Genomic DNA, 25,090 nt, shown 5'->3' on the forward strand with positions numbered 1-25,090 from the left:
TTTATTCCGACAAATATAATAAACAATGTATTGGATAGTGGTCTGAAAAGCCAACTTTATCAATCTGAAAATTGCTTGATTTAATATCTTTATCGTGGAAAATATAGTCGATTCTGAAACTCGGAAAACTTCGGGCTATTGTGAGGCCAAATCCAAATCCGCTTTTGAGAAATGCATCGGCCAGTTGACCGCGCATTTGACGGTATGAGTATGAGACTGGTGTGTCGTTGAAATCACCGCAAACTATCACCGGGTAAGGTGATTTTTTTATGTGGGCAGCAATTTTTTCTACCTGATATGCCCTTTTCACAAATGCCAGTGCCATTTTTCTCAATATAGGATCTAATGAGAATAAAAGTGAAGCTGTTTCTTTCTCGCCCATGTTGTTGATTGTCTGGTAGTCATCAGTTGAGAAGCGATTCGATTGTAGGTGATTATTGTATACCCGAATGGTGTCATCCAGTATTTTAAGGTCGCTGTAAATGGTTATGTTTTTGGTATCCGAAAATCTGATGCTGCCTTTGTTAATTATCGGATAGCGGGAAAAGGTAGCTATGCCGAATTGATGTATACCTTTGTTTACTGAAGTGTATTCCGTGTGCACTTCCCGGGCTTTTTGGAATTTAATAAGACTGTCGAGCGTGGTAAATTGGTTCGTTTTATCGTTGAAAAATTCCTGGAAGCATATAATGTCTGCGTTTTGATGAATAATGTAATTGAAAATCTTATCTCGTGTTTCTTCGTTGTGCGACCAATTGTATAAATCAAACAATCTCACGTTGTAGGAAAGTACTTTAACAGGTTGCCGGGCACTTAACTGGTCGCTTTGACTCAGGTTGAATGCAAATATGCTCGATAATTGCTGGTAGCCTGCTGCAATAACAATAAGGGATAAAATGAAAATCCATTTTTTTCGCCAAATCCAAAAAATAATGAATAGGACATTTAAAATGAGAAAACCCGGATAGGCAATACCGAAAAATGGCAGCCAGAAAACTTTTTCTGGCGAAATATAAGTAGACAAATAGGAAAAAAGCAGTCCAATTGCCAATAAGCCATTAATAATGAGTAATATGATTAATAAGGTTTTTTTCACGGTCTGTGCTTTCCTTACAAAAATAGTAGAATTGGCTTATTGTTTTACTTTACGATAGGTTACTAACGTTGTATTAACGTTTGTTCGACATTTTAAATAAAATTTCCTTTTCTTTTTTCGACAAGCTTTCATAACCGGATTTGGATACTTTGTCCAGAATATGATCGAGTTCTTTCCGTTCCTTTGCTTTTTGAGCGTTGTATTCCATGTCAGTTTTGGGACTGGCCTTTTTGTAACTCACATGCATATGCGGGTTGCGTCTCTTCTTTTTTGTCCCTGATTTTTCAGGGTAAAACAGGCCCCAGGCCCAGCGTGTGATGTCTTTTTGCTTTTTGTATTGTGTTATAAATAGATACCCGAAAAGTGCACCACCCAAGTGAGAAATATGACCACCGGCATTGGAAGAAGCAATCATTAAAAAGTCTAAAACAATGGTGAAAACGGCAATGTATTTCAGTTTAACCGGACCGATAAATAAAAGATTCAGGGTGTAATCTGGTACATAAAATGATATGGCAAAAACCACAGCCATCACAGATGCTGATGCCCCCAGCATAATGCTATAAGGTACGTAATCACTAAAAGCGGGGAAGGCATTGTAGGCCAAAATGTATAGCAAGGCTCCGCTTAATCCGCCCACTAAATATACACCGAGTAGCTTTTTTTGATCGAGGTACATTAAAAATATACGTCCAAACCAGTAAATCCAAAGCATGTTAAACAAAATGTGGAAGAGGTCTTTGTGTAGGAACATATATGTTACCACGGTCCACGGACGAGAAGTCAACTCACCTACTGAGCTTGGTACAGCGAGCCAGCTTATGATGTTCTGCATGCTTCCTGCAGCATTTTCAGCACTGCTGGTAAATAAAAACAGGGCTACATGTACCAGGTTAATGGCCACAAATACTGCAAGATTAATAATGATAAGCCTGGTGAGTATGGAGCCTTGTGTGAACTGTTGTTTAATTTCTTCCCAAAATCTGTTCATAGTGGTGTTTTCATTTAATAAAAGGTTTTGCCTTTGCTATTCCAGTATTTTATTAGAATAAATCCAAAAATCATACCGCCGAGGTGGGCAAAGTGGGCAATATTACCACCTTGATTTGAAATGCCAAGGAACAATTCCAATATACCGTAGCCAATTACTAACCATTTGGCTTTGATGGGTATGGGTGGAAACAGCAGCATGAGTTGAGTATTGGGAAATAGCATACCAAAAGCCAGCAGCACTCCGAATACTGCGCCTGAAGCCCCGATGGTGGGTACATTGATGTGGTGCTTAACAATTTCACTTACTACACCCCCGGCCTTACCAGCCACACTGGAACTTGATGGGTTGTCGTAGTAATGGTTGACAAGGTTAAGTACATAATCTGATGGCCTCGACAAATAATCCTTCACAAAAGCCTGAAAAGCTTCCGGTGAAGGTGTATTCTGGAATGCTATAGCAGCAGCTTTCATGTCATCTATTGTGAGGTAGTTGACAAACAAATGCAATGCAGCAGCTCCGAGTCCTGTGACAAAATAGTATATGAGAAAACGTTTTGAGCCCCAAACACTTTCCAACACCCGGCCAAACATCCATAATGCAAACATGTTGAAAAAGAGGTGTGTGAGGCCTCCATGCATAAACATGTGGGTGATAAACTGGTAGGGTCTGAAATGAGGTGATTCCGGGTAATACAGTGCCAGGTATTTTACCAGGTCAATGCTGGTAAGCAATTCAGTACCAAAGAAAAGTATAACGTTAATTATCAGCAGGTTTTTTATTACCGGCGGCGTGCCCCCAATACCCGGTTGTCCGTATCCTTGCATAATTTATGTTTTAGTTTGTCAATAGTTTATCAATTTCTTCAAGGGTCAATATCCGCAACACGGGTTTTCCCTCTGGTGTGTAATTTGGCATCTGACAGGTAAACAAACTTTCTGTCAAATGTTCCATTTCTTCCTGGTTTAATGCTTTTTTTATGTTGATAGACGAAATCTGTGCCAGTTTTGAAGCGATGAGAGCTGTAAGACTCTCATGCAGGTCAGGGTCGGCTTCGTCGAGACTTGCGAGTAAATGTTCGAGCAATTGGGCCGGCTGAAGGTCTGTGAGCTCCCCTGGTACGCCTTTAATAAAGAATATCTGATTTTGCTCCTCTATTTGAAACCCTAATTTTGCCAATTCCGGGATAATTTCTCTCAATGTGCCGGCCGCCAAGGGGTTGGGGCTAAATTCATCAGGAAAAAGCGATGATTGGGTAGATGATTTCTTTAGGTTCAGGTTTTGTTGCAATTGTTCAAAAATAATGCGTTCAAAGGCGCGCTTTTGGTCCATCAGCATTACGCCAGACTTGACGTGCGATAATATATATTTTTGTTTGAGTTGAAAAAAACGGACAGGTGAAAAGTTGTCAGTTCTTGTGTCCTCATCCAGGTTCAGGTCGCGTTTAAATTTTACGGTCGACGAATCATCCGGCCGGTCGAAATCCTGATAAAGCGACTCCCAATTCTCTTGCGGTTGCTTTTTTTCGTATTGTTGGTAGCTATCCTGGCGCTGGTAAGTTTTTTCTTTTTCGAAGGGATTATACTCCGGGTTAACTCTGATTTCGGGCGCACTGGCGGGTTCAGGTTGATTGCTGGCCACAGGAATATCAATGCTGTTTTCCATATCAAAATCGATGGAAGGCGTGAGGTTGTGTTTGCCTATGGCTTCTTTTACTGCAGCCTGCAATATTTGCCATAGTGCTTTTTCGTTTTCAAACTTTATTTCTGTTTTTGTTGGGTGTATGTTTACATCTATGGTGTCCGGATCCACATCAAGATATATGAAAAATACAGGATATTGTCCCTTTTGTAACAGCGGATCGAAAGCTAGCATCATGGCTTTGTAAAAATAGGGGTGCCGCATAAAGCGGTTATTGGCAAAAAAATATTGCTCTCCGGGGCTTTTTTTGGCCAGTTCGGTTTTGCCAATAAACCCATGGATGTGCCCCAATGTGGTTTGTGTTTCTACAGGGATGAGTTTATCATTATAAGTTTTGCCAAAAATGTTTATGATTCTTTGTATACGGTTGGTTTTGGGTAAGTGATATACTATCTGGTCATTGTGTATGAGCTCAAATTCAATTTCCTGATGCGTAAGTGCCAGGCGTATAAATTCCTCGCTAATGTGCTTAAATTCAGTAGTATCGGCTTTTAAGAATTTCCTTCTCGCAGGTACGTTAAAAAACAGATTCTTAACCTGGAAATTTGAACCTGCCGGACATTGCACGGGCTCTTGTGTGGTGACCTGTGAACCACTGAGTTGTAACTCTGTACCCAAATCTTCATCAGCAGTTCGGGTTTTTAGGGTTAGTCTGGTTATAGCTGCAATTGATGCAAGCGCTTCACCTCGAAAACCCATGGTGGTGAGGTGAAAAAGGTCATTTGCCTCAGCAATTTTGCTGGTTGCATGTCGTTCAAAAGCCATGCGTGCATCGGTCTCCGACATGCCTTTACCGTTGTCAATCACCTGTATTAGCGTTTTTCCGGCATCCTTTATTTTTACTGTAATTTTATCCGCACTGGCATCCACAGCGTTCTCCACGAGCTCTTTTACTACTGATGCAGGGCGCTGAATAACTTCTCCGGCCGCTATTTGGTTGGCTATATGATCAGGTAATTGGTGTATCTGATTTCCCATATTTCAATCGAACTTATCTGGCTTTTGGGCAAATGTAAATATTATTCAAAAAATACCTCACGAAAATACTACTGGTAAAAAGACCTGCAAGAAAATATCAGGATGCTTTAGCTGATAAATGGAATATTACCGAATATCAGGTAATAAGCAATTAAAAGAAGAATAACGATGATAATGAAGGCTCTCGCATTAGAGATTCTCCCTGTTTTTTTCTGTTGTTGGCGTCTGCGCGAAAACTCGTGTTTTATCGAGTCTCCCGGACTGCTCTTACCACCTAACCTCTCAGTTCGTCTTTGTCGTTCTTCCTCTTCAGGATCGTAATAAAGAGGAGTATAGTTGAACTTTTTATTCTTGGGTGTATGAAAGAATTTTACTCTTAGCATGGTCTTATTTATATTTTTGAAACACGAATTTTATGCCATTTTTACAAATATACAATATATGCTCTCAAATGATTAAGTTTTTTCGCGTGAGTTGGAGTAATCGCTGTATTGTGCTTTTAAACATGTGGTTTAATGTTTTTTTTGGCTATATATTCGAAAAAAGACTATATTTATAAAACAGCTAAAAACCAAAAAGATGTACATATTTTACCGGCATTGATTGATAGAATATTAGTCTGTTTCTGTTTGAGGGTAAGAGATATGTGCTCATTAAATAAAGAATAGTAATGTTGTGCAAACTCTTGCTTCGAAAATTTTTTGATAAAATACGGGTAAAGGTTTTCATGCTTTTGCTGGTTGCTTTCTTTACGTTCCCAGAAGATATGCTATGGGCCCAAAAGAATTACGCATATAATTATAGTGGAGGCTATCTCATTAGACATTACACCAATGAAGATTATGGGTCGAGCGCACAGGTGTGGAGTGCCACTGCCGATCATCGCGATATTATGTTTTTTGGGTCCAATAAACATTTAATGGTTTTTGATGGTGCTACGTGGAATAAGTACCAGGCCCGGAATAAAAGTATATTCAGATCCCTTGCGGTTGATTCCAGTAATTTGATTTATGCGGGCTCCTATAATGAGTTTGGCGTATTTTTTCCTGATTCTATTGGTGGTTACCATTATAAATCGTTAAGCAAGAAACTCCCTGACTCTCTGCAGAAAATGCGCGATGTGTGGAAAACACATTGCACTTCACATGGTGTGTATTTTTTTACTACAACGAAAATTTTCCGATACCACAGAGGTAGAATAAGTATTGTACCCAATAATGTGGGGCCCTTGTTTGGTTTCAATATCGATGATGTTTTGTGGTTTATTGATGTTGATAATGGATTGGGTAAACTTGAAAATGGCAAAGTCACAGTAATTCCGGGTACAGAGCGGTTGGCTAACAGGAAGTCGGGCGTTATTAATATACTGAAGGGCGGGGAAGATCAATTATTACTCATTACCCAAAAAGATGGTATCTTACTTTTCAATACGAAAAATAGAGAAATAGCAACATTAAAAATTTCCAGTGACCTGAAAGCCTATCTTGAGAAAAATGAAGTCTACACAGCCGTACGCATCGATAAAAAAAGAATAGCACTGGGGACCATAAGAGGAGGTGTTGCGATTATTAATAACAAGGGAAATCTGTTACGTATTATCAATAAATCCCGGGGCCTTAAAACAGGCAGCGTTTATGGGCTCTATGCCGATAGATTTAATAATTTGTGGGTTATGGGAGCTAATGGTATAGCTCAGGTTTTTACAGGTTATCCGGTTCATTTATATGATGAAAATCAGGGGTTAGATGGTTTTGTGACCAGTGTTGCTCAGTATAAGGGTTATACCTACATAAGTACACTGAAAGGTTTGTATTATTTGAAACCCTATCAACTTGACAATGTTAAGGACGATCACACGCTTATACCAATTAAAGAAGTGCAGGAGAGCTGCTGGAGTTTTTCGAGGATCGATGGTGATTTGTATGTCAGCACCTCCAAAGGAGTTTATCAGGTTAAAGGAGGTAGTGTCCGGCAAGTAGTTAAAGGGCACTTTGTGTTTACAATAAAGAAAAGCGACCTTTTGGAAAACAAAGTTTTGATAGGCTTGAGGCAGGGAATGGCGATTGCTCGTATTCAATATTCGCCTTCAGGAGAAATAAGTTTTACTGATTTATATGATATTGAGGCTGTAAATAGCAGGATAATGCAAATAGCTGAAACTCCACCCAATAGAGTTTGGCTGGGAACCCACACAGAAGGGTTGCAGATGCTGGAGTTTTCAGGACAGGACCATAACGATTATCAATTGACAAAATTTGATTCCAAAAATGGCTTACCGGAGGATAAAAATAATATTTTTCCATACACCTTTGGAGACCAGGTTATTGTGGTCTCTAAGCGTGGGCTATACAGGCTCGCCGATTTGAGCAGCAAAAATGATAGTTCGATTACATTCGTTTATGATACTGTTTTTAACCCGGTTTTGGGCGACAAACCTAAGGATGTCGGTATTATTATACCGGTGAATGATACAACCTTTATAGTAGATAGCGATAAAGTCGGTTTTTTATATTTAGGACAAAAAGTACAGGAGTTTAATACAGCACCATTTATTCACATACGAAAAGAGATCTCTAATATTTTGTACAATGCGGAAAATGAAATTATTAATGTATGTACCCCTGATGCCATTTACATTTTTCCATTAAACATGAAACAAACCTTCAAACATTCCTATCAGCCTCAAATAAGAAATGTAACAATTGGGCAGGATTCGGTTATATTCAAGGGAAATTACACAAGCGGTATGGCTGAAAAGCGTATTTTTAAAGAGCAAACAGATGATTTTATTCCTGAAATTGAATATCAATATAATAGTCTGAGTATAAATTATGCACCTGCATTTTATATAGAAACAGCACAGATTGAATATCAATATAAAATGGAAGGATTTGATGAAAACTTTGGCCCATGGGTAAAGAAAACAGAAGCCATATATACCAATATGCCCGAAGGTGATTATGTGTTTAAGTTAAGAGCAAAGAACATTTATGGTGTGATAAGCTCCGAAGCCACATACCGCTTAAAAGTTTTACCTCCCTGGTATCGAACCCTATGGGCTTATTTGGTATACGGATTTGTTGCCGTTTTTGTATTAATAATGTTTGTGAGGCTATATACTTATGCACTGAAAAAACAAAATAGACGTTTGGAGGCTATGGTTACAGCGCGCACAGCTGCTTTGAAAGAGCGAACAGATATGGTCGTGAATCAACGCGATGAAATTGAGCAGCAAAAGGAAGAAATCAGGGTCCAGAAAGATGAGTTAGAGGTTCATAAAAACCACCTGGAGCAGTTGGTAGAGGAACGAACTGCTGCTTTGAAAAAAGCCAAGGAGAAAGCTGAGGAGTCAGATAACCTGAAAAGTTCTTTCCTGGCCAATATGTCGCATGAAATCCGTACACCTTTAAACGCTATTGTTGGTTATGCCGACTTGCTTACTGATGACCACTATCAGGAGTCAAGATCGCACTATATGGAAATGATTATGGTCAATGTCAACAACCTGTTATCTCTCATTGATGATATTATTGATCTTTCCAGGCTGGAAACGGCACAAATTGAACCTGATAGCAGCGAGGTCGATCCCGACCATTTACTAAGAACAATTTATAATACTTATTTAGAGCAGTTTAAAGGAAAAAGCATTGAGCTGGATATTGAAAAAGATACCTCCGAAAAGATTATAATCAACACTGATTTGAAGCGCGTGAAACAGGTTTTTATGCATCTTATCGATAATGCCCTTAAATATACAGAGCAAGGTAAAGTTGTTTTGGGTATTAAAAAAGAAAACTCAAAGAACCCTGACCGAATTCTTTTTTATGTGTCCGATACCGGTAAAGGAATGAGTAAAGAAGGCGTGGCAATGGTCTTTAAGCGTTTTACAAAATTAGAAAACGATCGTAAAAAACTCTACCGGGGTGCAGGAATAGGTCTTGCTTTGAGCCAAAAAATAGTAACAATGCTGGGTGGCCAAATTTGGATTGAATCAGAAGAGGGGTATGGAACAACGGTTTACTTTTCTTTGCCACGCTCCTGAGAAACTTAATTTTTTTAAAGGCACTTTACGCGGGTGCACTTTCTCATAAAACTTTTCACGTGAGTCATAAATATTTAATAGACCGTTGATTGGCTTTACGTTATCAGCATTATTTTTATTATACTTGTGGTTTGATAAAAAAACACTTTCATAATCAAACTGTATAGTTATGAATAGCTACCGCCTTGCTTTACTCATCGCAATGGTTTTTCTTTTTGGTTTATTGCACGGGCAAACGGATAAGAAATCACTGGATTCGCTTTTGCTGACCGATTTGACGATTGATATGCAGTGGTTTCTTGCCCATCAAATAGGTGAAAATGATGGAGAAAAATTTAATGAGTTTACCCTCAAACGCGGGTATGTGAATATCAAAAAAGGTATAAGTGAAAAGCTTTCCGGACGCATCACTACTGACCTTACTGTGGATGAAGAAGGAGATGGGAAAGGAGATATCGAAATTCGGCTAAAGTACCTTTACCTGAAATATCAACTCGAAAAGTTTTTGTTTTTCCATCAACCTCATTTCGAGTTTGGCCTGGTGCACCGGCCCTGGATAGATTTTGAGCAAAGTGTGAACGACTACAGGGTAGAGGGTCAGATGTTTCTCGAGCGTAACGATATGATTAATTCAGCCGATTTTGGCGTTGTTTTTATGGCTTTGCTCGGAGATGAACTGGATGAGGAATATCAAAAAAACATTAATGATGATTTTCCCGGCAAATACGGGAGTTTTTCGCTGGGTGTGTTTAATGGCGGTGGCTACCATGCCCTCGAAAATAACAATAACAAAACCCTGGAATCACGTCTTACCTTACGGCCTTTGTACCAGGTGTTCCCTGGGCTGCAGTTTACCTACCATGCTGCTTTGGGGCGAGGTAACATCGAAGCCGAACCACATTGGCATTATCAATCGGCCTATTTGTCGCTCGAAACCCGCTATAGTGTGGTCACCCTCGAAGGTTACAATGGTAAGGGCAATTACAAAGGTACAGCCATTCAGGATACGCTGTCGTATAGTGCGGTGCCCCAAAAAGGTTATTCCGTTTTCGGAGAAGCTAAACTGTTTAATTCTGCCATAAGCCTGATAGGCCGCTACGATGATTTTTCACTTGCATATAATTCAGGCACACAGCGCACACAAAGATTCATCACAGGGGTAGCGTATCATTTTTATAAAGGCAGCAAAATTGTGGTCGATTATGAGCGTATAAGATATCGCAATAGTGCCACAGATGATGATTATGTGCTCGAACTGGCCCTGGAGCTCAGGTTTTAGGGTGCCCTTTGATCTGAAATTGAAAAAACGATATCGTTGATAAATGGATTTTCGCGAATAAGAGCATTAGCGGTATCCGTTTTAATCAGTTTATCTAAGATATTTCTGCCACCAGCGTAAAGAGCTAAATAAGTCGCGATTATTTTATCCCGCTTGTTTGCTTAATTTAACCGCTTAATCCCTGCGCTATTTTAACCAGATTCCGGCCAGCCAAACTTATCGAAGGCAAATCTTCGCCAGCTTGAGTAAATTTGAAAAAAACTTATTAAAAATTTTGTTAATTGTTTTTTTTTTTGATTTGCTTCGTAATCATGATTACAGTTTTATATTAACCACAAAAAAAGAATTATTATGAAAGATCAAATTAAATTATTTGTATTGTTATTTGTATTAATTAATGGGGTTGTTTCATTAACCTCTTGTGAAAAGGAATTCGATAATCAAGATGAAAATAGAGTAGAATTAAACAATTCACTAAAGAGTTCACAAGTATTGTCATTAAATGATTCAACAATTAAAATGCTTGCAAATAAGCATAATGAATATCTTGCAGAAATCATAGAAAACTATAGATATTCTCAAGATGAAGATAAAGCCATTAATTGCACGAATAATTTTTTAAATACAGAATTGCCTAATTTAACAAGAGAAGATAAGCTTTCGATAGTAGAAGGCTTTAAGAATGAGAATGGAGAAATTGTTCCAACCACAAGTGAGCAGTTTTATAATGCATTAAGAAGTACAGATTTGCCCAATAAGGAAGAAATGATTGAATTCGTTAAACAGTCAAATCAAAAAATAGTCAATAGTGACTTCAGTTATTCTGAATTAGAGTTTTTTGTTGATGGTAAGTTGGATGATATTATAGGTCAATTCACCAAAACCGAGACAAATATTTTGAAAATGTACTTTGAAACATTTAAAGCTTCCGCCTATTTTTGGTTTCCACAAGAATATGGAGGTTCAGGAATTGGGTACCGGCATTTAACGAAAATCCACGGTAAAGAAGAGCATTCAGCAGGCCAAATTGCTGCCCTATGTTGCGCTTCTGATTGTTTTGATCTTGGTCTTGGCTTTGTCGGTATTGCAATTTCTACGGGACCAGTTGGTTGGACCGCACTAGGCATTTTAGTGGGTTCAGCAGCTTTATCCTCTGCATTTGGCGGAGCAACTGCATCATTGTAACGATATCTTTCTAATTTCCGCAAAGGTTTTACATTTTTAACTAAAACCTTTGTGGAAGTTAGGTTAACCCCGATTTGGGGTGCTTTTAGAATTTTCACTTTTTTATTAGGCAATTTTTCCTAAATTACAAGTGAAAATCAAAGCTTATGATTGGATTTTTATAGAAATAGTAAAGAAGAGTAGCCTTTTAGTAATTGCATTATAAATAAAAGAATGAAAAAAAAAATTAGTTTTTGGGGGTATGTGTTGATTTTTATCTGTATGTTCTTTGCACATGGCTATTTTTGGCTGATTTTTCACTTTGCGCTGACCCATGATCCATATACTATAGGTGATCTGAAAAAACATGCTATTTCATCTACGGGTCAGTCGGTCATTATGACACTAGCGTGGTATTTTTTGATTAGAAATTCTATAAGAAATCGAAAAAAGTTAGAGGGAAAAGAGAGTCAAAAGGATAATGTTTGATCGGCATTAATCAAAATAACATACCTGCATGTAGTTAAATCCTAAAATCATTACAGGAGGGACAACTCTGGAATCATTTCTGTTTTAAAATTCACATTTTATAACCGTTTAATACCGCTGTCGTCATTTCGGATATTTTGAGGTTGCTTTGCAACGATATCCGTTTGGAAAAAATTATAGTCTCGAAAATATTTTCCGTTTTTATTGCCGTATACCATAATTATTATATATCTCTTCCATTTAGTCCTTGCACTTTTTTGAGTCAATCGAAAATGTATGCGGCGCTTTTAATCGGAGGGTTTACATATCTATAGTCTTGGAGGAGTCCAATAATTATGAACCCCCTGCAAATCACCGATTGATAAGGTCATCTGTTAATCAAATGCCCGTCGCGGTGATTTTTATAGCTTGCTGTCAAGCTATAAACATGTGATTCCTCCGGAATCAGGAAAATCGGCGCTAATTGAGTTATTATGAATCTTAACAAGGAGTTGACATTAATAAAACAATCATTTCTACATAAACGTTAAATAATTACATAAAAAGCCTTGTTTTCACTAATGAGGATAAAAAACAATTATTATGGCAAAAAGTAAAGAAGAAAAACTTGAGATCATGAAATCAGTGCTGAATAAACTCAGCGATGTGCACAACACACAGCAGAGTTTAATAGAAAAACTTGGGCTGGTACAGGTAGAACTGTTTGATATTCAGTCGCCCGATCTGGATAAAGAACTCGAAAAAGTAATGGATACGGCTTCTGAAACCATTGATATCATTAAGCAGGCACAGGAGAATTTCGAAATTAAGTATAATGCATTGGACCTCGATGCAAGCAAATAACCCAATAGAAAAAGCGCTTGCGAAATAATCATGAATCTTTGATGGCAAGCGCTTTTTACTACCTGATATTAATCATTATTGTAACTTGCGTTTAAATAAATTAAACACAATTCATTGAACGGTTTTCAGTAATTTTATTTTGTCGTTTAAATCGATCTCACCTCCCTGACACAATTGTGGCTTTTGCCTTTCCCTCACAAGCAAACCGTAAGCAGCTGATGACTTTTCACCGCTTGAAACTTTGTGGTATAAAGGGATTTTTATATCTTGAATCCCTGAAATTGCTGGATGCAAATCAGTTGTGCGCCTACAGAGCGCTGGTTCGAAGCGGTTTCAATAACTATTTTTTTGAAAAATCCAAACAGCAAAACTATGAGAAAATTACTATTCATTTCATTTTTTATTGCATTTTTTATAAATGCAATTTCGCAAGACCTTTACAAGGTTGATTTAAACAAGGCAAAAGATTCCAAATCGCTCATTGAATCAAAAAATCTTGCCGTTCATTACTACAATGATGCGTTTTGCATTGTGAGCGGACAAGTCAGTGATAAATATTCAAGCAGCCTCATACAAGAAGATGCGTGGGATAGAGAAGGGAATTATTACCTGGTTTGGCTTCCGGAAAAAGATGCAGAAAACTATCTGAAAGACATTGGCACACAGTTTAGCATGCTTTACCACGATGCTGATGTAGCTGTGGTGCAGGCAACCACCAAAGAGATCAAAAATCTGGATGTAGCCGTGCATGGTGGCCTGGTGAAAATTCAGCAGCACCCCGTGCGCTTGCCCGAATCGCAACAGTTGACTTATGATTCGAAAAATGTAGATACGACTATTGCAAATTTGGTAGCACAAGTAATCGCAGATAGCATTATTGCCGATATTCAGCACATGGAAAATTACGGTACGCGGGAGTATGATTCACCTGAAGCAGCAGATGCTCAGGATTGGATTCAGGCACAGTTTGAAAGATATGGCCTGTCGACAGAAGTGCAATATGCCGGTGTTGATGGCGCAAAAAATGTGATCGCCACGCAGGTTGGCGCTGTCTACCCAAATAAATATATCGTTGTGGGCGGTCATTTCGATTCTACCAGTTATGACGCCGATGCACCTGGTGCCGACGACAATGCTTCGGGTACAGCCGGCGTGATTGAAATAGCCAGAATCCTGAGTCAGGAACTTTTCAATTACACCATCATCTATTGTGCCTGGTCGGCAGAGGAGATTGGACTTATAGGCAGTGGAGAGTGGGCCGGAAATGCCGCCGATGCCGGAATGGATATTGTCGGTTACCTCAACCTCGATATGATTGGTTACCTACAGGAAGGTAGCGCCTACCATACCGACATGATGGCTCCCTCATCTGCACAGCCACTAATTGACCTTTATGAAACAGTGGTGGGCCTGTACGTAGACGATTTTGCTGTAAACGAAGGTACTATGACTGGTGGAGACTCCGATCATACCTCTTTCAACAATAATGGGTATATGGGTATTTTCCCGTTTGAGGATTCAGATAATTACAGCCCGCATATCCATACCGACAATGATTTGATCGGGCCATCTGTGAACAATCCCACACTGGCACAAAAATTTACCCAGGCCGGCGTGGCATTTATGGCTACCGCAGCAGAACTGTTCAACGGCCTTTACCCACCAATGGAACTGTCCCTGGTGCAGAACGAGAGTAATGTTGATCTGACCTGGGGTGCACCCATTGATGGTACAACCGATTTTGAAGCATACCATGTGTACCGTAACGATCTGGAAATTGCCACCATCAGCAATATTGCCGATACTGTTTTTACAGATAATACCGTACAAGATGGTGTGACTTACAACTACTACATCACAGCTTCATACACCGGCGAAAATGGCGGAGAATCCAATTCTACCAATACGGTTTCCGTTACGATGGGACTTATGCAAACCCATTTCTGGGATTTTGAAGATGGTACACAGGGCTGGACCATTAAAGATGACAATACTGGCTGGCGCTGGGGTGTTCAGGTAAATTTGAGTGGCAACAATACCAATTACCTGAGTACCGATTCCGACGATGTGGGCACGGGTACACATGTGGTGGATTATGCCATTTCACCCGAAGTTGATTTGTCGGTTTATTCTGTTGCGTTTCTGGAATTCGATTATGGCTTTCGCGAATACACCAACGAGGAATACAGCGTGGTGTACCGCACCTCACCCGATGCTACATGGGTAACCCTGGAAGCACTCAGTTCCACAAGTGGATTTACCACCCACAACATAGAATTGCCGGAAGAAGCACTTACAGCAACTGCACAACTGGCTTTTTATTACGACGATAACGATAACTGGGCATGGTATTCGGCTGTAGACAATGTAAAAATCATTGCAGCAGAGCAGACCAGCGTGCTCGAAATACCTCAAAACCTTGCCGGAGAAGCCATTGAAGATCACATCCACCTGGAGTGGAACCCGGTAAGCGATTCCGGTTTTGTGGCTTACAACATTTATCGCGACGACGCACAAATTCACACCATTACAAGTGTTGCCGATACGGCTTATGACGATTCCGGAAGTTTAACAGATGGCCAAACCTACACCTATTACATTTCAGCCACCTATGCAGCGGGCGAATCCGGGCCATCCAATGAGGTTAGTGTAACTTACGACCCAATAGGTATAGACGAATTACAAAACAGCACCGTGACGGTTTATCCCAATCCACTGCCACAGGGCCAAAACATACGGTACACAGCTACTGCAACCATAGAATCGGTTACAATTTACGACCTGTCGGGGCGGGTAGTAGCCACTAAAAAGGTGAACCAGCCTACGGGCCAAATTGCCACCGGCCACCTGAAGCCGGGCATGTACCTGTTGAAAATCAACACAACCGAACACCATACCCTGAAAAAACTACACATTACAGCACCCTAAAGCCACTGCGCCAAAAGTGCTGGCAAAATAAAAATAATGAAAAGCGGCTGATGCGGGGCATCGGTCGCTTTTTTTATGTGTAGGTAGTGTGTAAAGGGCATGCAGACTGGTAAACCAGAAATTATAAAAACATATTACTATTCTTTGTTATTCCTGATCGAATGATTACTTTTATCAATATATTTTATATCAGGCATAAATAAAATGGCGGACGTGCATGATAAAAAAACCAGAAGCTACAACATGTCCAGAATTAAAGGGAAAAATACAAAACCTGAAATTCTGGTGCGTAAGTTCCTTCATGCGCATGGCTATAGATACAGGTTATACGATAAGAATTAAGTAATCTTTCATGCTAAATTATTACTACAAAGACAGTATTCAATCTTTCCTTGAAAAAACTACTGAAGAGGTTATTGGAGAAATAATTTTAGCTAATCAATTTGATTCCACATTGGCCCAGAATAAGTCATGGGAGATTCAAATATCAATCTTGAGAGAAGCTTTTTGGAATTTTGAAGGAACTTTATTTTTTGAATTCTCAATACCACGCATGGGAAAGAGGGTTGATGTTCTAGCAATAATTCAAGGTGTCGTATTTGTTATTGAATTTAAAGTAGGAGAGCAAAATTACTACCGCTCAAACTTGGAGCAAGTATGGGATTATGCATTAGACCTCAAAAATTTTCACGAACCAAGTCATAAAGCTTTTTTAGTGCCAGTTTTGGTTGCGACTGAAGCCAAATATTCATCAGGGGAAGTATTAACAACATCTCATAAAGATAATTTATCATTACCAATAAAAGTTAATAAAGGAGAGTTTCGAGCCGTTATTTGTCGTACGATAGAATTTTTTGGTTATGCTCAAATTTTACATCCAGATCGTTTTGCCAAGGGCCGCTACTATCCAACTCCAACAATTGTCGAAGCCGCATTAACTCTTTACCAAAGCCATACCGTGGATGAAATAACCAGAAGCGATGCAGAAGCAAAAAATTTAACTAAAACTACATCTGTAATATCAAAAATAATAGCAACAGCAAAGTTGGAAAAAAGAAAAATAATTTGTTTTGTTACTGGAGTTCCCGGGGCTGGTAAAACATTGGTTGGTCTAAAAGTGGCTACTTCACATCTTGATGAAATAAATGGAAACGCAAGTGTATACTTATCAGGTAATGGGCCTTTGGTGGCGATACTTCAGGAGGCTTTAGCAAGGGATAAAATAAAAAATGAAAAGGCTAATGGGATTAAGCTGACAAAAGGAAAGGCCAAAGCAAGCGTTAAAACTTTTGTTCAAAATATTCACCATTATCGAGATGCATATCTAGTTGATCCTAATCCACCTTATGATCATGTAGCGATATTTGATGAGGCTCAAAGAGCTTGGAATAGAGACCAAACAGTAAAATTTATGAGGCAAAAAAAGGGTCAACATAACTTTGAGTATTCAGAACCTGAGTTTCTTATATCGTGTCTTGATCGCCATAAAGATTGGGCAGTTGTAGTCTGCTTAGTTGGAGGAGGCCAAGAAATAAATACAGGTGAGGCTGGTATTTCTGAATGGTTAGCTGCAATCAAGAATCGCTTTTCATATTGGGATGTTTTTATTTCACCTAACCTTACTGATTCTGAATATTCTGCTTCTGACATAATATCAGAATTACAACTGAGGACTAATGTAAGTTTAGATTCTGAATTGCATCTTGGGGTTTCAATGCGTTCATTTAGAGCAGAAAATTTATCCCTATTTGTTAAACATGTGCTAGATATGAATCAAGAAAAAGCTATAGAAGCCTATTTAAAACTAAAAGATAAATATCCTATTGTCCTTACAAGAAATTTAAAAAAGGCTAAAGAATGGCTCAAGCAAAAAGCCAGAGGTAGTGAAAGGTATGGTATCGTCGTATCCTCACAGGCACAGAGGTTAAAGCCATTTGCTATTGATGTAAAATCTCCTATGAATCCAGTTTATTGGTTTTTAAATGATAAAGAAGATGTAAGATCCTCATTTTACTTAGAAGATGTAGCTACTGAATTTCATGTTCAAGGCCTTGAGTTAGATTGGGCCTGCATTACTTGGGATGGAGATTTAAGATACTCAAAAGATGGTTGGAAAACTTTTTCTTTTGTGGGGTCTAAATGGCAAAACATCCTTAAGGAAGATAGAAAAAAATATTTGATAAACGCCTACAGGGTATTATTGACAAGAGCAAGGCAAGGAATGGTGCTGGTTATTCCAGAAGGGAATCCAGCTGATCACACACGAAACCCTGATTATTACGATCCAACCTTCAAATACCTAAAGAGTTTAGGTATACCTGTGATATAAATTGTCTCTATTTTTTTAACAATCGCTATCATCTTTTGCGAATCTTTCAGTGTCATGCCCGAGCATATGCCTTTGAGTTAGTGTGGGAGAGATGAGTTTCCTTGCGCTTGCTCCTTACATAAGCGCTGCCACAATGCCACTGCTTACCGGCATACGATCAAAAACGGGGATTTTACATCTGCAAATAGCGCAAAATCACTATTTTTAGACTTGTATTAATTATTATGTTCCCGCTGTAATGTTTCCACAGATCTTTAATCCCATTAAGCATTCAGGCTGTTTTGGGCTCTTTAGGGCTTTGATCTAAGGTTATCCCCGATTAATTAATAATGAATATTCGTCACTGTTGAGTGCTGTAAATGTCATACGAATGTTTATTTGATAAAAATACGAATAAGAAGCCCGGTAATAATTGCAATAGTGAAGCTGAGCAACGTTCCAAAGAGCACATACTCCGTATATTTTTTTGGGATGGTTTGATCATTTGGATTTAATCTCAATATGGATTTTGCTGCAATTAAAAAACCAATTGCTCCAAACTGATTAATTAATACAAATGTAAGCACGAGTATTCTTTCCAGAAATCCGATCCATTTGCCGGCATTGTTTAAACTTTTACTTTCGTTCTGGACCTCATGAATTTGATTCTGCCATTTGATGGTTACCTCGCGAATAAAAATTCCCGATGGCCACAGAATAAGCGTATACCCAAGTATAATCAACAATATTTTTTCACTATTGAGATATTCCGAAAAAATATTTGTCATTGTTTCGAAACCTCCAATTATGATAAGCCAAAAGACAAAAAGAGTTATGACATGAAGACTTTGATCAACAACAAATATAACTGACGGATTTCCATTTTGCCTGCTTTTCCATATATCAATTAGTGCATGACTTACAAATATCACAACGGGAACATACCACCAACTCCATTGTGCAATTAAAATATAGGATAAAAGACCGGCAATGGCACTGTGAGCATAAAGATATATCGATTGAACACCTTTCGTTTTTCGATGTCGCACCCATGAATTGGATTGCAAAACAAAATCACTCAGAAAATGAGCTATGAGTAGTTTAATAAGAATAATCCACTGTGTATGATCAAATTCCATGATAAATTTTATTTGGTTAATTGTTGACTTGTTTCCATTAGATATTTGAAATTCTTTAGCAGCATTTCAATTCCATCCCATCCGGCGGTGCGTTTGCGTTGATTGATTGCTGATTGTGATACGTTAAATATTTCTGATATCTCACGCTCCGTTTTATGAAATAGTAAATGATATACAACTTCTGCCGACATGGGCGTCCATTTGTCTATAATAGCATCGAGCAACTTTAACTCAACCTCCAATTCTCTGTTTAGTCCTTTGTTGGTTGTAGTGATTAATATTTTTTGCCCCCTGGTTTTCATTGCTTCCAACGCTCTTCCTGAAAGTCTAAAAGCTTCCCCATCCGAAATAGACTGGTCATTTTTCAAGTATTCGATTTTACCAATTCCTACAGACAGTCTCACGTCAAGGTTTTTATATACGCGCCAATTTTTTCGTTCTGCATTTTGCTTTTTCTGTACTCCTTTTGCACCTGTATATTTTCTTCGAAACACACATTTCATTTGCAAGGCAAGATTCAATGAATTGTAAATATCAGATGTTACCCCCTGAAAACTATCCCCTCTTATAAATTCAAAAGGGAATGTCATTGTATTCAACTCATTCAGGGTCATGAAATCTTCTTTAAGCGCAGAAAACACCTCGTTTCTTTGGCTTGAATTTAGTTTCGACGATCCAATTATATCTCCTGTTATGGTAGCATACATAAGTTTTGGTTTTGAACAAATATACAAAAAAATTAGTGCTAAGCCTTATAATTGCTAAAAATAAGCTCTGGCACTTATATTTGACTGATTGTATTAGAGCTAAACCTTATATGTTGAAATAATAAGCCTTCGCACTTATCAGATGCGGCTTGCTTATAATATTCAACCCTGTTGAGTTTTATAAATGTCATGATTCAATTCTTTTTTTTGAGTGCCTGAATGGCAATTTCCCGTTCGCGGGCCCTGCCAACCCGCATGATGTCCACCAGTGCCATTAATTCGTGTAGAAGAGGGTTTATTTTAACCGCATCAACTACCGATGGGTAAAGAGGAATGATGCTCTGGTCCCTCACGGAACCCTTACCCGATGGCCATGCGAACTTTTTTTCGTTATGAATCAAAGTATCCAGTGGTGGTGCTGAATGTGCGGTTGCTCCTTACATAAGCGCTGCCACCATGCCACTGCTTACCGGCATCTGGTCAAAAACGGGGATTTTACATCTGAAAATAGCACAAAATCACTATTTTTAGACTCGTATTAATTATTATGTTCCCGCTGTAATGTTTCCACAGATCTTTAATCCCATTAAGCATCCAGGCTGTTTTGGGCTCTTTAGGGCTTTGATCCACAAGGTTATCCCCGATTAATTAATAATGAAGTATTCGACACTGTTGAGTTCTGTAAAAGTCATGATGTGGTTTTCTTTAATTTTTCAATAAGTAGTTCGTATCTTTCTGCTTGCGTGTAAGGATTCAAATGACTTAAAATAGCTTCTTCCATATCATTATTTAAAAGATTATTAATCTTTATGCGTAAAAATTCCCTGACATCATCCGGAGCAGTTGAAATTTCTTTCGTGAGATTTGTGTTATTATCCATCACATAGATAATATCTTCAAAATCTTTACTGGTGCGTGGATCGTTTTCACCGCGATTGGCATAAGCATCAAATTTCGTTGCCAGAAAATAGGGAAGGGATAATATGCGCACTTTTAAGCCGGGTTCCGGTTCAAATAGCTGCAAGTAATTAAATCCCGGTTTAAACCATCGGTTGGCCGGTGCCCACCCAATTTCTTCCGTGGCCATAACATCCACGGGAATCCCTTGATAGCGAAATCGACAAACTACGGAATCTTCAGGCCTTTGCTTGAATTTCTTTTTAGTCAATTCCTGCCTCAAATTCTCCAATTCACCCAATGAGGTTATCTCCAACGAAAGATCAATATCTTGTGTGGGCCGCACATCATCAGCCCCGGGATCATTTACATATATGCTCACCACAGAGCCACCTACGTAAACCACGCGTTGGTTTAAATCACCCAATGCACGGGCAATTTTTTTATTACATCGATATTGATAGCATTGAATTGCGACATTATAAGATTCGTTTTTTGAGTTCCTGAATGGCAATTTCCCGTTCGCGGGCTCTGCCAACCCGCATGATGTCCACCAGTGCCATTAATTCGTGTAGAAGAGGGTCTATTTTAACCGCATCAACTACCGATGCGTAAAGAGGAATGATGCTCTGGCCCCTCACGGACCCCTTACCCGATGGCCATACGAACTTTTCTTCGCTTTGAATCAATGTATCCAGTGGTGGTGCTGAATGTGCGGTTGGTACGCCACGAACAATGGCTCCCGGTTGCTGCGGAAATACGTATTTAATGCCATATTGTAGTAACTCTGTTAGGCTTTGCCTGTTTATTTTTTTTGCATTTGGTTGCATTAATCCTGCATATCTTGAACGAGATAAACATTGACTGATCTCTGATTGGCTCATAAAAAGCTCATCGGCCAATATTAATTGTGACCATGAGTTTTCACCAAAGGCTATAATCTTTAGCAGAACCAGAATATCTTGTGGGCGCATTGTTTGTTGCTGTGCTTTCATATAGTTTAATATTGCGTATTGCAATATGCAATATTAAGTATTAATAAACTAAAATACAAATATTTAAAATGTATTATCGCATATCGCGATATGCGATAAAGGCTTCTGCCTTATTTTTTCTGGTCTATTGTCTAGCTCCCTCAAGATCTTAATTCATGCTTTTGCCGCCGATAATGTATATTCTGAAAAAACTATCCGGGATTTTTCTTTTCTAATTGATATTCCTTGTTGTACACATCGGGGATGGGTTTAAAAAATAGTAACGGTAAAATATATGCTTTAAAATCTGAAGCACCGATCGGACCTTTTATAATCCATGCTGTTTTGATTTACTTTCCTGTTTATTCATAACCCAATTCCACCTCCCCAACCCGCTTGTTGGTTACATCAACAAGTGGAACCAGACCAGCTCATATGAGTTAGAGTTAGCGTGTGAGTAAAGAGTTTTCTTTCTCTTGCTCCTTACTCACACTCAAACTGTATTCATATTTAGTTTGAGTTAGGAGGTGGCTTCCTGTTTCTGAATACTCGCTCAAACTTGATATTACATCAAATGTCTTTTTGCAAAAGCCCTTCCGGAACCGGATTTGAGATATTTTTCGAATTTGTAGGCTTTGTATTTTTCGGTAAATGCAGTGGAGCTGATTAATTTTATGGGGAGTCGCTCTTTCGTAGATTCAACTTTGCCCAAATTATGGGCTTTTAGTCTATTCTTAAGGTTTGAGGTGCAGCCGGTGTAGAGTTTATTGTCCTTGCATTTTAGGATATAAACATACCAGTATTTTTCCTCTGGTTGTTCCATGACGCTGTTTTTTTGTGGAGCTAAGTTAAAGAAATATTTTTGATTAATGGAGGGATAGGGAAGACATCGACTTTGCTGGCGATTAGATAGTTCGCCTTCGCCAGGGCTTCGGCATTGTAGATCAAATATTTTTTAAAACGGAAATATTGTGGATGGCATCCACCGCCTGCCTTCGCTATAGCTTCGGCAGACAAATAGCCCGCATAGAATAACTTTAGTGAACGACAATATCGGTGGATATTAAAAACGCCCGCCTTCGCTATAGCTTCGGCATTGATAGGTTTTTACAAATATCAATAATGTGGAGGTCTCCGCCGTAGCCCGCATAGTATGACTTTAGTGAATAACAATATCGATGGATATTAAAAACGCCCGCCTTCGCTAAAGCTTCGGCGGGCGAAGGTGGAGCCGGCGGGAGTCGAACCCGCGTCCAGGCAGGCAACCCATACGCTTTCTACATGCTTAGTCCATTCTTAATTGTCGGGTCAGATCAGGGTATGAACACCCGCAAACTGACCTTATCCGCTGAATTTCGCTCTTACGTCGCGGCGCCGTAAAAGCTATCCCAAACTTCTGGCACTCCTTATCGGACCGGTATCGGGAAACACCATCCGGGAGTGACTCGTCCCGACCTATTGTAGTCGTGGATTAAGCGGTAACCGGCTTAGCCTGATTACGCAGCGAGCGCATAATTATTGTTGCCAATTAAAAAAAGTGTGAACATTCTTTTACGGGAAATATACAAAACCCGGCATGCTTACGTACCAATTCAACCTGCTGTCAATACCATGTCGGCCCCTGAATTGGTAGTAATCCCTTTTAAGGGAATACAAAAATACGAAAAAAATCGCCTGAACCCTAAAATTCAGGCGATATTCATTAAACCCCAAAAATATTCCAATTAACTTTTTGTAAACAAATTGTGCACCAAAATTGCATTTTCTAGTTTAAAAAAATTATCTTTTTTAGCGTCTATTGCAAGCTTAAAGCTTTTTATTCTGATAATCAGCTGGTTCCTTTTGTGTGATTTTTTTCGGAAAATGCACACTTATAAATCTATTTTAAACAGGTGTTAATAGAATGTTTTTAAGCCGTGAATTTTTTTATATCTTTAGCCAAAATAAACAAGTATGAGCGAGAAAAATTTACGCATCGGCATATTGCGTGAAACCAAAACACCACCCGACCGTAGGGTGCCTCTATCACCTCCACAAATATTAGAAGCGAAAGAAAAATACGGGAAAGTCGATTTTCAGATTCAGCCCAGCTCCATCAGGTGTTACAAAGATGAGGAGTACAAATACCTGAAATTGCCTCTGTCTGAAGATTTAAGCGATTGTGATATATTGATGGGCGTTAAGGAGGTTGATAAAACTACTTTTTTAGAGAATAAAACGTACATATTTTTTGCACACGTTGCCAAAAAGCAATCCTATAACAGGGAAATGCTAAAGGAAATGATGCGCAAAAAAATCACCCTCATCGATTATGAATATTTAACCACGCCCGATGGAGCCCGTGTTGTAGCTTTTGGTCGCTGGGCCGGCATCGTGGGTGCATACAACGCACTCAGAGCACGTGGTATCAGAACCGACAGTTTCCATTTAAAGCCTGCACATCAGTGTCACGATATGGATGAGATGTTTGCCGGCCTCAGAAAGGTGGAACTACGTAGTAAGAAAATACTTGTCACAGGTGAGGGGCGTGTGGCTTCAGGAGCATTGGAAACACTCGATCAATTAGACATAAGAAAGGTTTCAAAAGATGACTTTCTAAATAAGGAATTTGAGGAGCCTGTACTTTGTCAGATCGGGCCTCAGGATTATGTGGAACATAAAGATGGGTTGCCTTTTGATTTCAATCATTTTATTCAACATCCGAAGGAATACAAATCATCATTTAAGCCTTTTACCAGGGTTACCGATATTTTTATTGCTTGTCATTTCTGGGACGAAAAATCACCCCATTTTATGACTCCGGATGATTATCGAGATTCCAATTTCCAAATCTCAGTCATTGCCGATGTGAGTTGTGATGTTGGAGGTCCTATACCATCTACCATGAGAGCATCAACCATTGCTGAACCCTTTTATGGTTATAATTCCATGCTGGAGAAAGAAGAGCCGGCCTTCAGTAGTCCCGATAATGTCACTGTAATGGCAGTGGATAATTTGCCGGGAGAGCTTCCGCGTGATGCCTCGCAGGATTTTGGCGAAGCATTGCTTCAAAATGTTTTTGATGCCATTGTGCACGCAGACGAAGAGAAAATTGTTGAGCGTGCCACCATATTAAAAAACGGAGAATTAACCCCGCGCTATGCCTATCTGGCAAATTATGTTGCGGGAAAAGAATAGTTGCCCGGGTTGCCCACATGCTTTCGTTTGCCATCGTAATTTTTTTTTTCAGTGGGCAACCCTTTTTTCTATCCTTTAATTAGATCAAAGGGAATTCATGATTTTTTATACCGGAAAAGATCCCGGCTAGAGCAATTAGCAGGCGTTTTAGCATTACGTCAAATTATGATGGGGTTTTGCAGGTCGAACCGAGCCGGTGCGTTTTTTTAGAGATTCGATAATTTTATAGCCCGTTAATCAGAGATAAACCCCGGAGGAGTCGTATGTTTTTGAACAAGGCCAGATTGGGTACACAATAAACAATGTTTTAGAAGATGTTTTATATGCGATTCCTCTGGAATCGTTATAGGGGGACGTTTGCTGTTCTATAGATATGT

The 25,090-nt window shown here is 39.1% G+C and carries 18 protein-coding genes and 1 other RNA gene; 9 read left to right on the forward strand and 10 right to left on the reverse strand.

Annotated elements, in window-relative coordinates:
* Nucleotide 1: 1 nt before the first annotated feature.
* The 4 genes from ACTB0Y_RS01580 to mutL all read right to left on the reverse strand — a co-directional run bounded on the left by ACTB0Y_RS01580 (nucleotide 2) and on the right by mutL (nucleotide 4,766).
* Complete coding sequence (locus ACTB0Y_RS01580) at nucleotides 2–1,096, reverse strand: endonuclease/exonuclease/phosphatase family protein (RefSeq protein ID WP_463205032.1); 1,095 nt, start codon at nucleotides 1,094–1,096, stop codon at nucleotides 2–4.
* A 73-nt stretch (nucleotides 1,097–1,169) separates the two neighbouring features.
* The gene (locus ACTB0Y_RS01585) at nucleotides 1,170–2,087 is read right to left on the reverse strand and encodes a rhomboid family intramembrane serine protease (protein WP_463205033.1); all 918 of its coding nucleotides are present in this window, start codon (nucleotides 2,085–2,087) and stop codon (nucleotides 1,170–1,172) included.
* A gap of 14 nt (nucleotides 2,088–2,101) precedes the next feature.
* Nucleotides 2,102–2,914 carry a rhomboid family intramembrane serine protease gene (locus ACTB0Y_RS01590; RefSeq protein WP_463205034.1) on the reverse strand — a complete coding sequence of 271 codons (813 nt, stop codon included), beginning with the start codon at nucleotides 2,912–2,914 and terminating at the stop codon, nucleotides 2,102–2,104.
* Nucleotides 2,915–2,924: 10 nt separating this feature from the next.
* Nucleotides 2,925–4,766 carry a DNA mismatch repair endonuclease MutL gene (mutL, locus tag ACTB0Y_RS01595; RefSeq protein ID WP_463205035.1) on the reverse strand — a complete coding sequence of 614 codons (1,842 nt, stop codon included), beginning with the start codon at nucleotides 4,764–4,766 and terminating at the stop codon, nucleotides 2,925–2,927.
* Nucleotides 4,767–5,436: 670 nt separating this feature from the next.
* Between mutL and ACTB0Y_RS01600 the strand changes: the two genes are divergently transcribed.
* The 8 genes from ACTB0Y_RS01600 to ACTB0Y_RS01635 all read left to right on the forward strand — a co-directional run bounded on the left by ACTB0Y_RS01600 (nucleotide 5,437) and on the right by ACTB0Y_RS01635 (nucleotide 17,840).
* Nucleotides 5,437–8,808 carry a sensor histidine kinase gene (locus ACTB0Y_RS01600; protein ID WP_463205036.1) on the forward strand — a complete coding sequence of 1,124 codons (3,372 nt, stop codon included), beginning with the start codon at nucleotides 5,437–5,439 and terminating at the stop codon, nucleotides 8,806–8,808.
* Between the two features lie 169 nt (nucleotides 8,809–8,977).
* Nucleotides 8,978–10,087, forward strand: a complete 1,110-nt coding sequence (locus ACTB0Y_RS01605) for a hypothetical protein (RefSeq protein ID WP_463205037.1) — start codon at nucleotides 8,978–8,980, stop codon at nucleotides 10,085–10,087.
* A gap of 351 nt (nucleotides 10,088–10,438) precedes the next feature.
* Complete coding sequence (locus ACTB0Y_RS01610) at nucleotides 10,439–11,272, forward strand: hypothetical protein (RefSeq protein ID WP_463205038.1); 834 nt, start codon at nucleotides 10,439–10,441, stop codon at nucleotides 11,270–11,272.
* 213 nt (nucleotides 11,273–11,485) lie between these two features.
* Nucleotides 11,486–11,740 carry a hypothetical protein gene (locus tag ACTB0Y_RS01615; RefSeq protein WP_463205039.1) on the forward strand — a complete coding sequence of 85 codons (255 nt, stop codon included), beginning with the start codon at nucleotides 11,486–11,488 and terminating at the stop codon, nucleotides 11,738–11,740.
* A gap of 582 nt (nucleotides 11,741–12,322) precedes the next feature.
* Nucleotides 12,323–12,583 (forward strand): hypothetical protein, encoded by a 261-nt coding sequence (locus ACTB0Y_RS01620; protein WP_463205040.1) that lies wholly within the window; start codon nucleotides 12,323–12,325, stop codon nucleotides 12,581–12,583.
* 372 nt (nucleotides 12,584–12,955) lie between these two features.
* A complete protein-coding gene (locus tag ACTB0Y_RS01625) occupies nucleotides 12,956–15,511 on the forward strand; it encodes a M28 family peptidase (protein WP_463205041.1) in 2,556 nt (851 codons plus the stop codon).
* A gap of 243 nt (nucleotides 15,512–15,754) precedes the next feature.
* Nucleotides 15,755–15,853, forward strand: a complete 99-nt coding sequence (locus tag ACTB0Y_RS01630; protein ID WP_463205049.1) for a hypothetical protein — start codon at nucleotides 15,755–15,757, stop codon at nucleotides 15,851–15,853.
* Between the two features lie 10 nt (nucleotides 15,854–15,863).
* Complete coding sequence (locus tag ACTB0Y_RS01635; protein ID WP_463205042.1) at nucleotides 15,864–17,840, forward strand: DUF2075 domain-containing protein; 1,977 nt, start codon at nucleotides 15,864–15,866, stop codon at nucleotides 17,838–17,840.
* A 374-nt stretch (nucleotides 17,841–18,214) separates the two neighbouring features.
* Here ACTB0Y_RS01635 and ACTB0Y_RS01640 read toward each other — a convergent pair whose 3' ends face one another.
* The 6 genes from ACTB0Y_RS01640 to ssrA form a co-directional block, all read right to left on the reverse strand.
* Nucleotides 18,215–18,958, reverse strand: coding sequence for a DUF3307 domain-containing protein (locus tag ACTB0Y_RS01640; protein ID WP_463205043.1), 744 nt, complete (start codon nucleotides 18,956–18,958; stop codon nucleotides 18,215–18,217).
* Nucleotides 18,959–18,966: 8 nt separating this feature from the next.
* Nucleotides 18,967–19,665, reverse strand: coding sequence for a hypothetical protein (locus tag ACTB0Y_RS01645; protein WP_463205044.1), 699 nt, complete (start codon nucleotides 19,663–19,665; stop codon nucleotides 18,967–18,969).
* A gap of 688 nt (nucleotides 19,666–20,353) precedes the next feature.
* Entirely contained in the window at nucleotides 20,354–20,989 is a 636-nt protein-coding gene (locus ACTB0Y_RS01650; protein ID WP_463205045.1) for a nucleotidyl transferase AbiEii/AbiGii toxin family protein, read from the reverse strand.
* 52 nt (nucleotides 20,990–21,041) lie between these two features.
* Nucleotides 21,042–21,557 (reverse strand): hypothetical protein, encoded by a 516-nt coding sequence (locus ACTB0Y_RS01655; RefSeq protein ID WP_463205046.1) that lies wholly within the window; start codon nucleotides 21,555–21,557, stop codon nucleotides 21,042–21,044.
* Between the two features lie 544 nt (nucleotides 21,558–22,101).
* Nucleotides 22,102–22,359, reverse strand: coding sequence for a GIY-YIG nuclease family protein (locus ACTB0Y_RS01660; RefSeq protein WP_463205047.1), 258 nt, complete (start codon nucleotides 22,357–22,359; stop codon nucleotides 22,102–22,104).
* 400 nt (nucleotides 22,360–22,759) lie between these two features.
* Nucleotides 22,760–23,158: a transfer-messenger RNA gene (gene ssrA / locus ACTB0Y_RS01665) on the reverse strand.
* Nucleotides 23,159–23,489: 331 nt separating this feature from the next.
* Between ssrA and ACTB0Y_RS01670 the strand changes: the two genes are divergently transcribed.
* Nucleotides 23,490–24,713 (forward strand): NAD(P)-dependent oxidoreductase, encoded by a 1,224-nt coding sequence (locus ACTB0Y_RS01670; protein ID WP_463205048.1) that lies wholly within the window; start codon nucleotides 23,490–23,492, stop codon nucleotides 24,711–24,713.
* The last annotated feature ends 377 nt before the right edge of the window (nucleotides 24,714–25,090 follow it).

This window comes from Salinivirga sp., assembly GCF_055145285.1.

Bases quoted from the DNA above. Each gene is read 5' to 3' on its own strand.
- ACTB0Y_RS01660 (WP_463205047.1), bottom strand. From the start codon at position 22,359: ATGGAACAACCAGAGGAAAAATACTGGTATGTTTATATCCTAAAATGC.
- ACTB0Y_RS01640 (WP_463205043.1), bottom strand. From the start codon at position 18,958: ATGGAATTTGATCATACACAGTGGATTATTCTTATTAAACTACTCATA.
- mutL (WP_463205035.1), bottom strand. From the start codon at position 4,766: ATGGGAAATCAGATACACCAATTACCTGATCATATAGCCAACCAAATA.
- ACTB0Y_RS01610 (WP_463205038.1), top strand. From the start codon at position 10,439: ATGAAAGATCAAATTAAATTATTTGTATTGTTATTTGTATTAATTAAT.
- ACTB0Y_RS01585 (WP_463205033.1), bottom strand. From the start codon at position 2,087: ATGAACAGATTTTGGGAAGAAATTAAACAACAGTTCACACAAGGCTCC.
- ACTB0Y_RS01620 (WP_463205040.1), top strand. From the start codon at position 12,323: ATGGCAAAAAGTAAAGAAGAAAAACTTGAGATCATGAAATCAGTGCTG.
- ACTB0Y_RS01600 (WP_463205036.1), top strand. From the start codon at position 5,437: ATGTTGTGCAAACTCTTGCTTCGAAAATTTTTTGATAAAATACGGGTA.
- ACTB0Y_RS01655 (WP_463205046.1), bottom strand. From the start codon at position 21,557: ATGAAAGCACAGCAACAAACAATGCGCCCACAAGATATTCTGGTTCTG.
- ACTB0Y_RS01605 (WP_463205037.1), top strand. From the start codon at position 8,978: ATGAATAGCTACCGCCTTGCTTTACTCATCGCAATGGTTTTTCTTTTT.
- ACTB0Y_RS01645 (WP_463205044.1), bottom strand. From the start codon at position 19,665: ATGTATGCTACCATAACAGGAGATATAATTGGATCGTCGAAACTAAAT.
- ACTB0Y_RS01590 (WP_463205034.1), bottom strand. From the start codon at position 2,914: ATGCAAGGATACGGACAACCGGGTATTGGGGGCACGCCGCCGGTAATA.
- ACTB0Y_RS01670 (WP_463205048.1), top strand. From the start codon at position 23,490: ATGAGCGAGAAAAATTTACGCATCGGCATATTGCGTGAAACCAAAACA.
- ACTB0Y_RS01615 (WP_463205039.1), top strand. From the start codon at position 11,486: ATGAAAAAAAAAATTAGTTTTTGGGGGTATGTGTTGATTTTTATCTGT.
- ACTB0Y_RS01625 (WP_463205041.1), top strand. From the start codon at position 12,956: ATGAGAAAATTACTATTCATTTCATTTTTTATTGCATTTTTTATAAAT.
- ACTB0Y_RS01630 (WP_463205049.1), top strand. From the start codon at position 15,755: ATGTCCAGAATTAAAGGGAAAAATACAAAACCTGAAATTCTGGTGCGT.
- ACTB0Y_RS01635 (WP_463205042.1), top strand. From the start codon at position 15,864: ATGCTAAATTATTACTACAAAGACAGTATTCAATCTTTCCTTGAAAAA.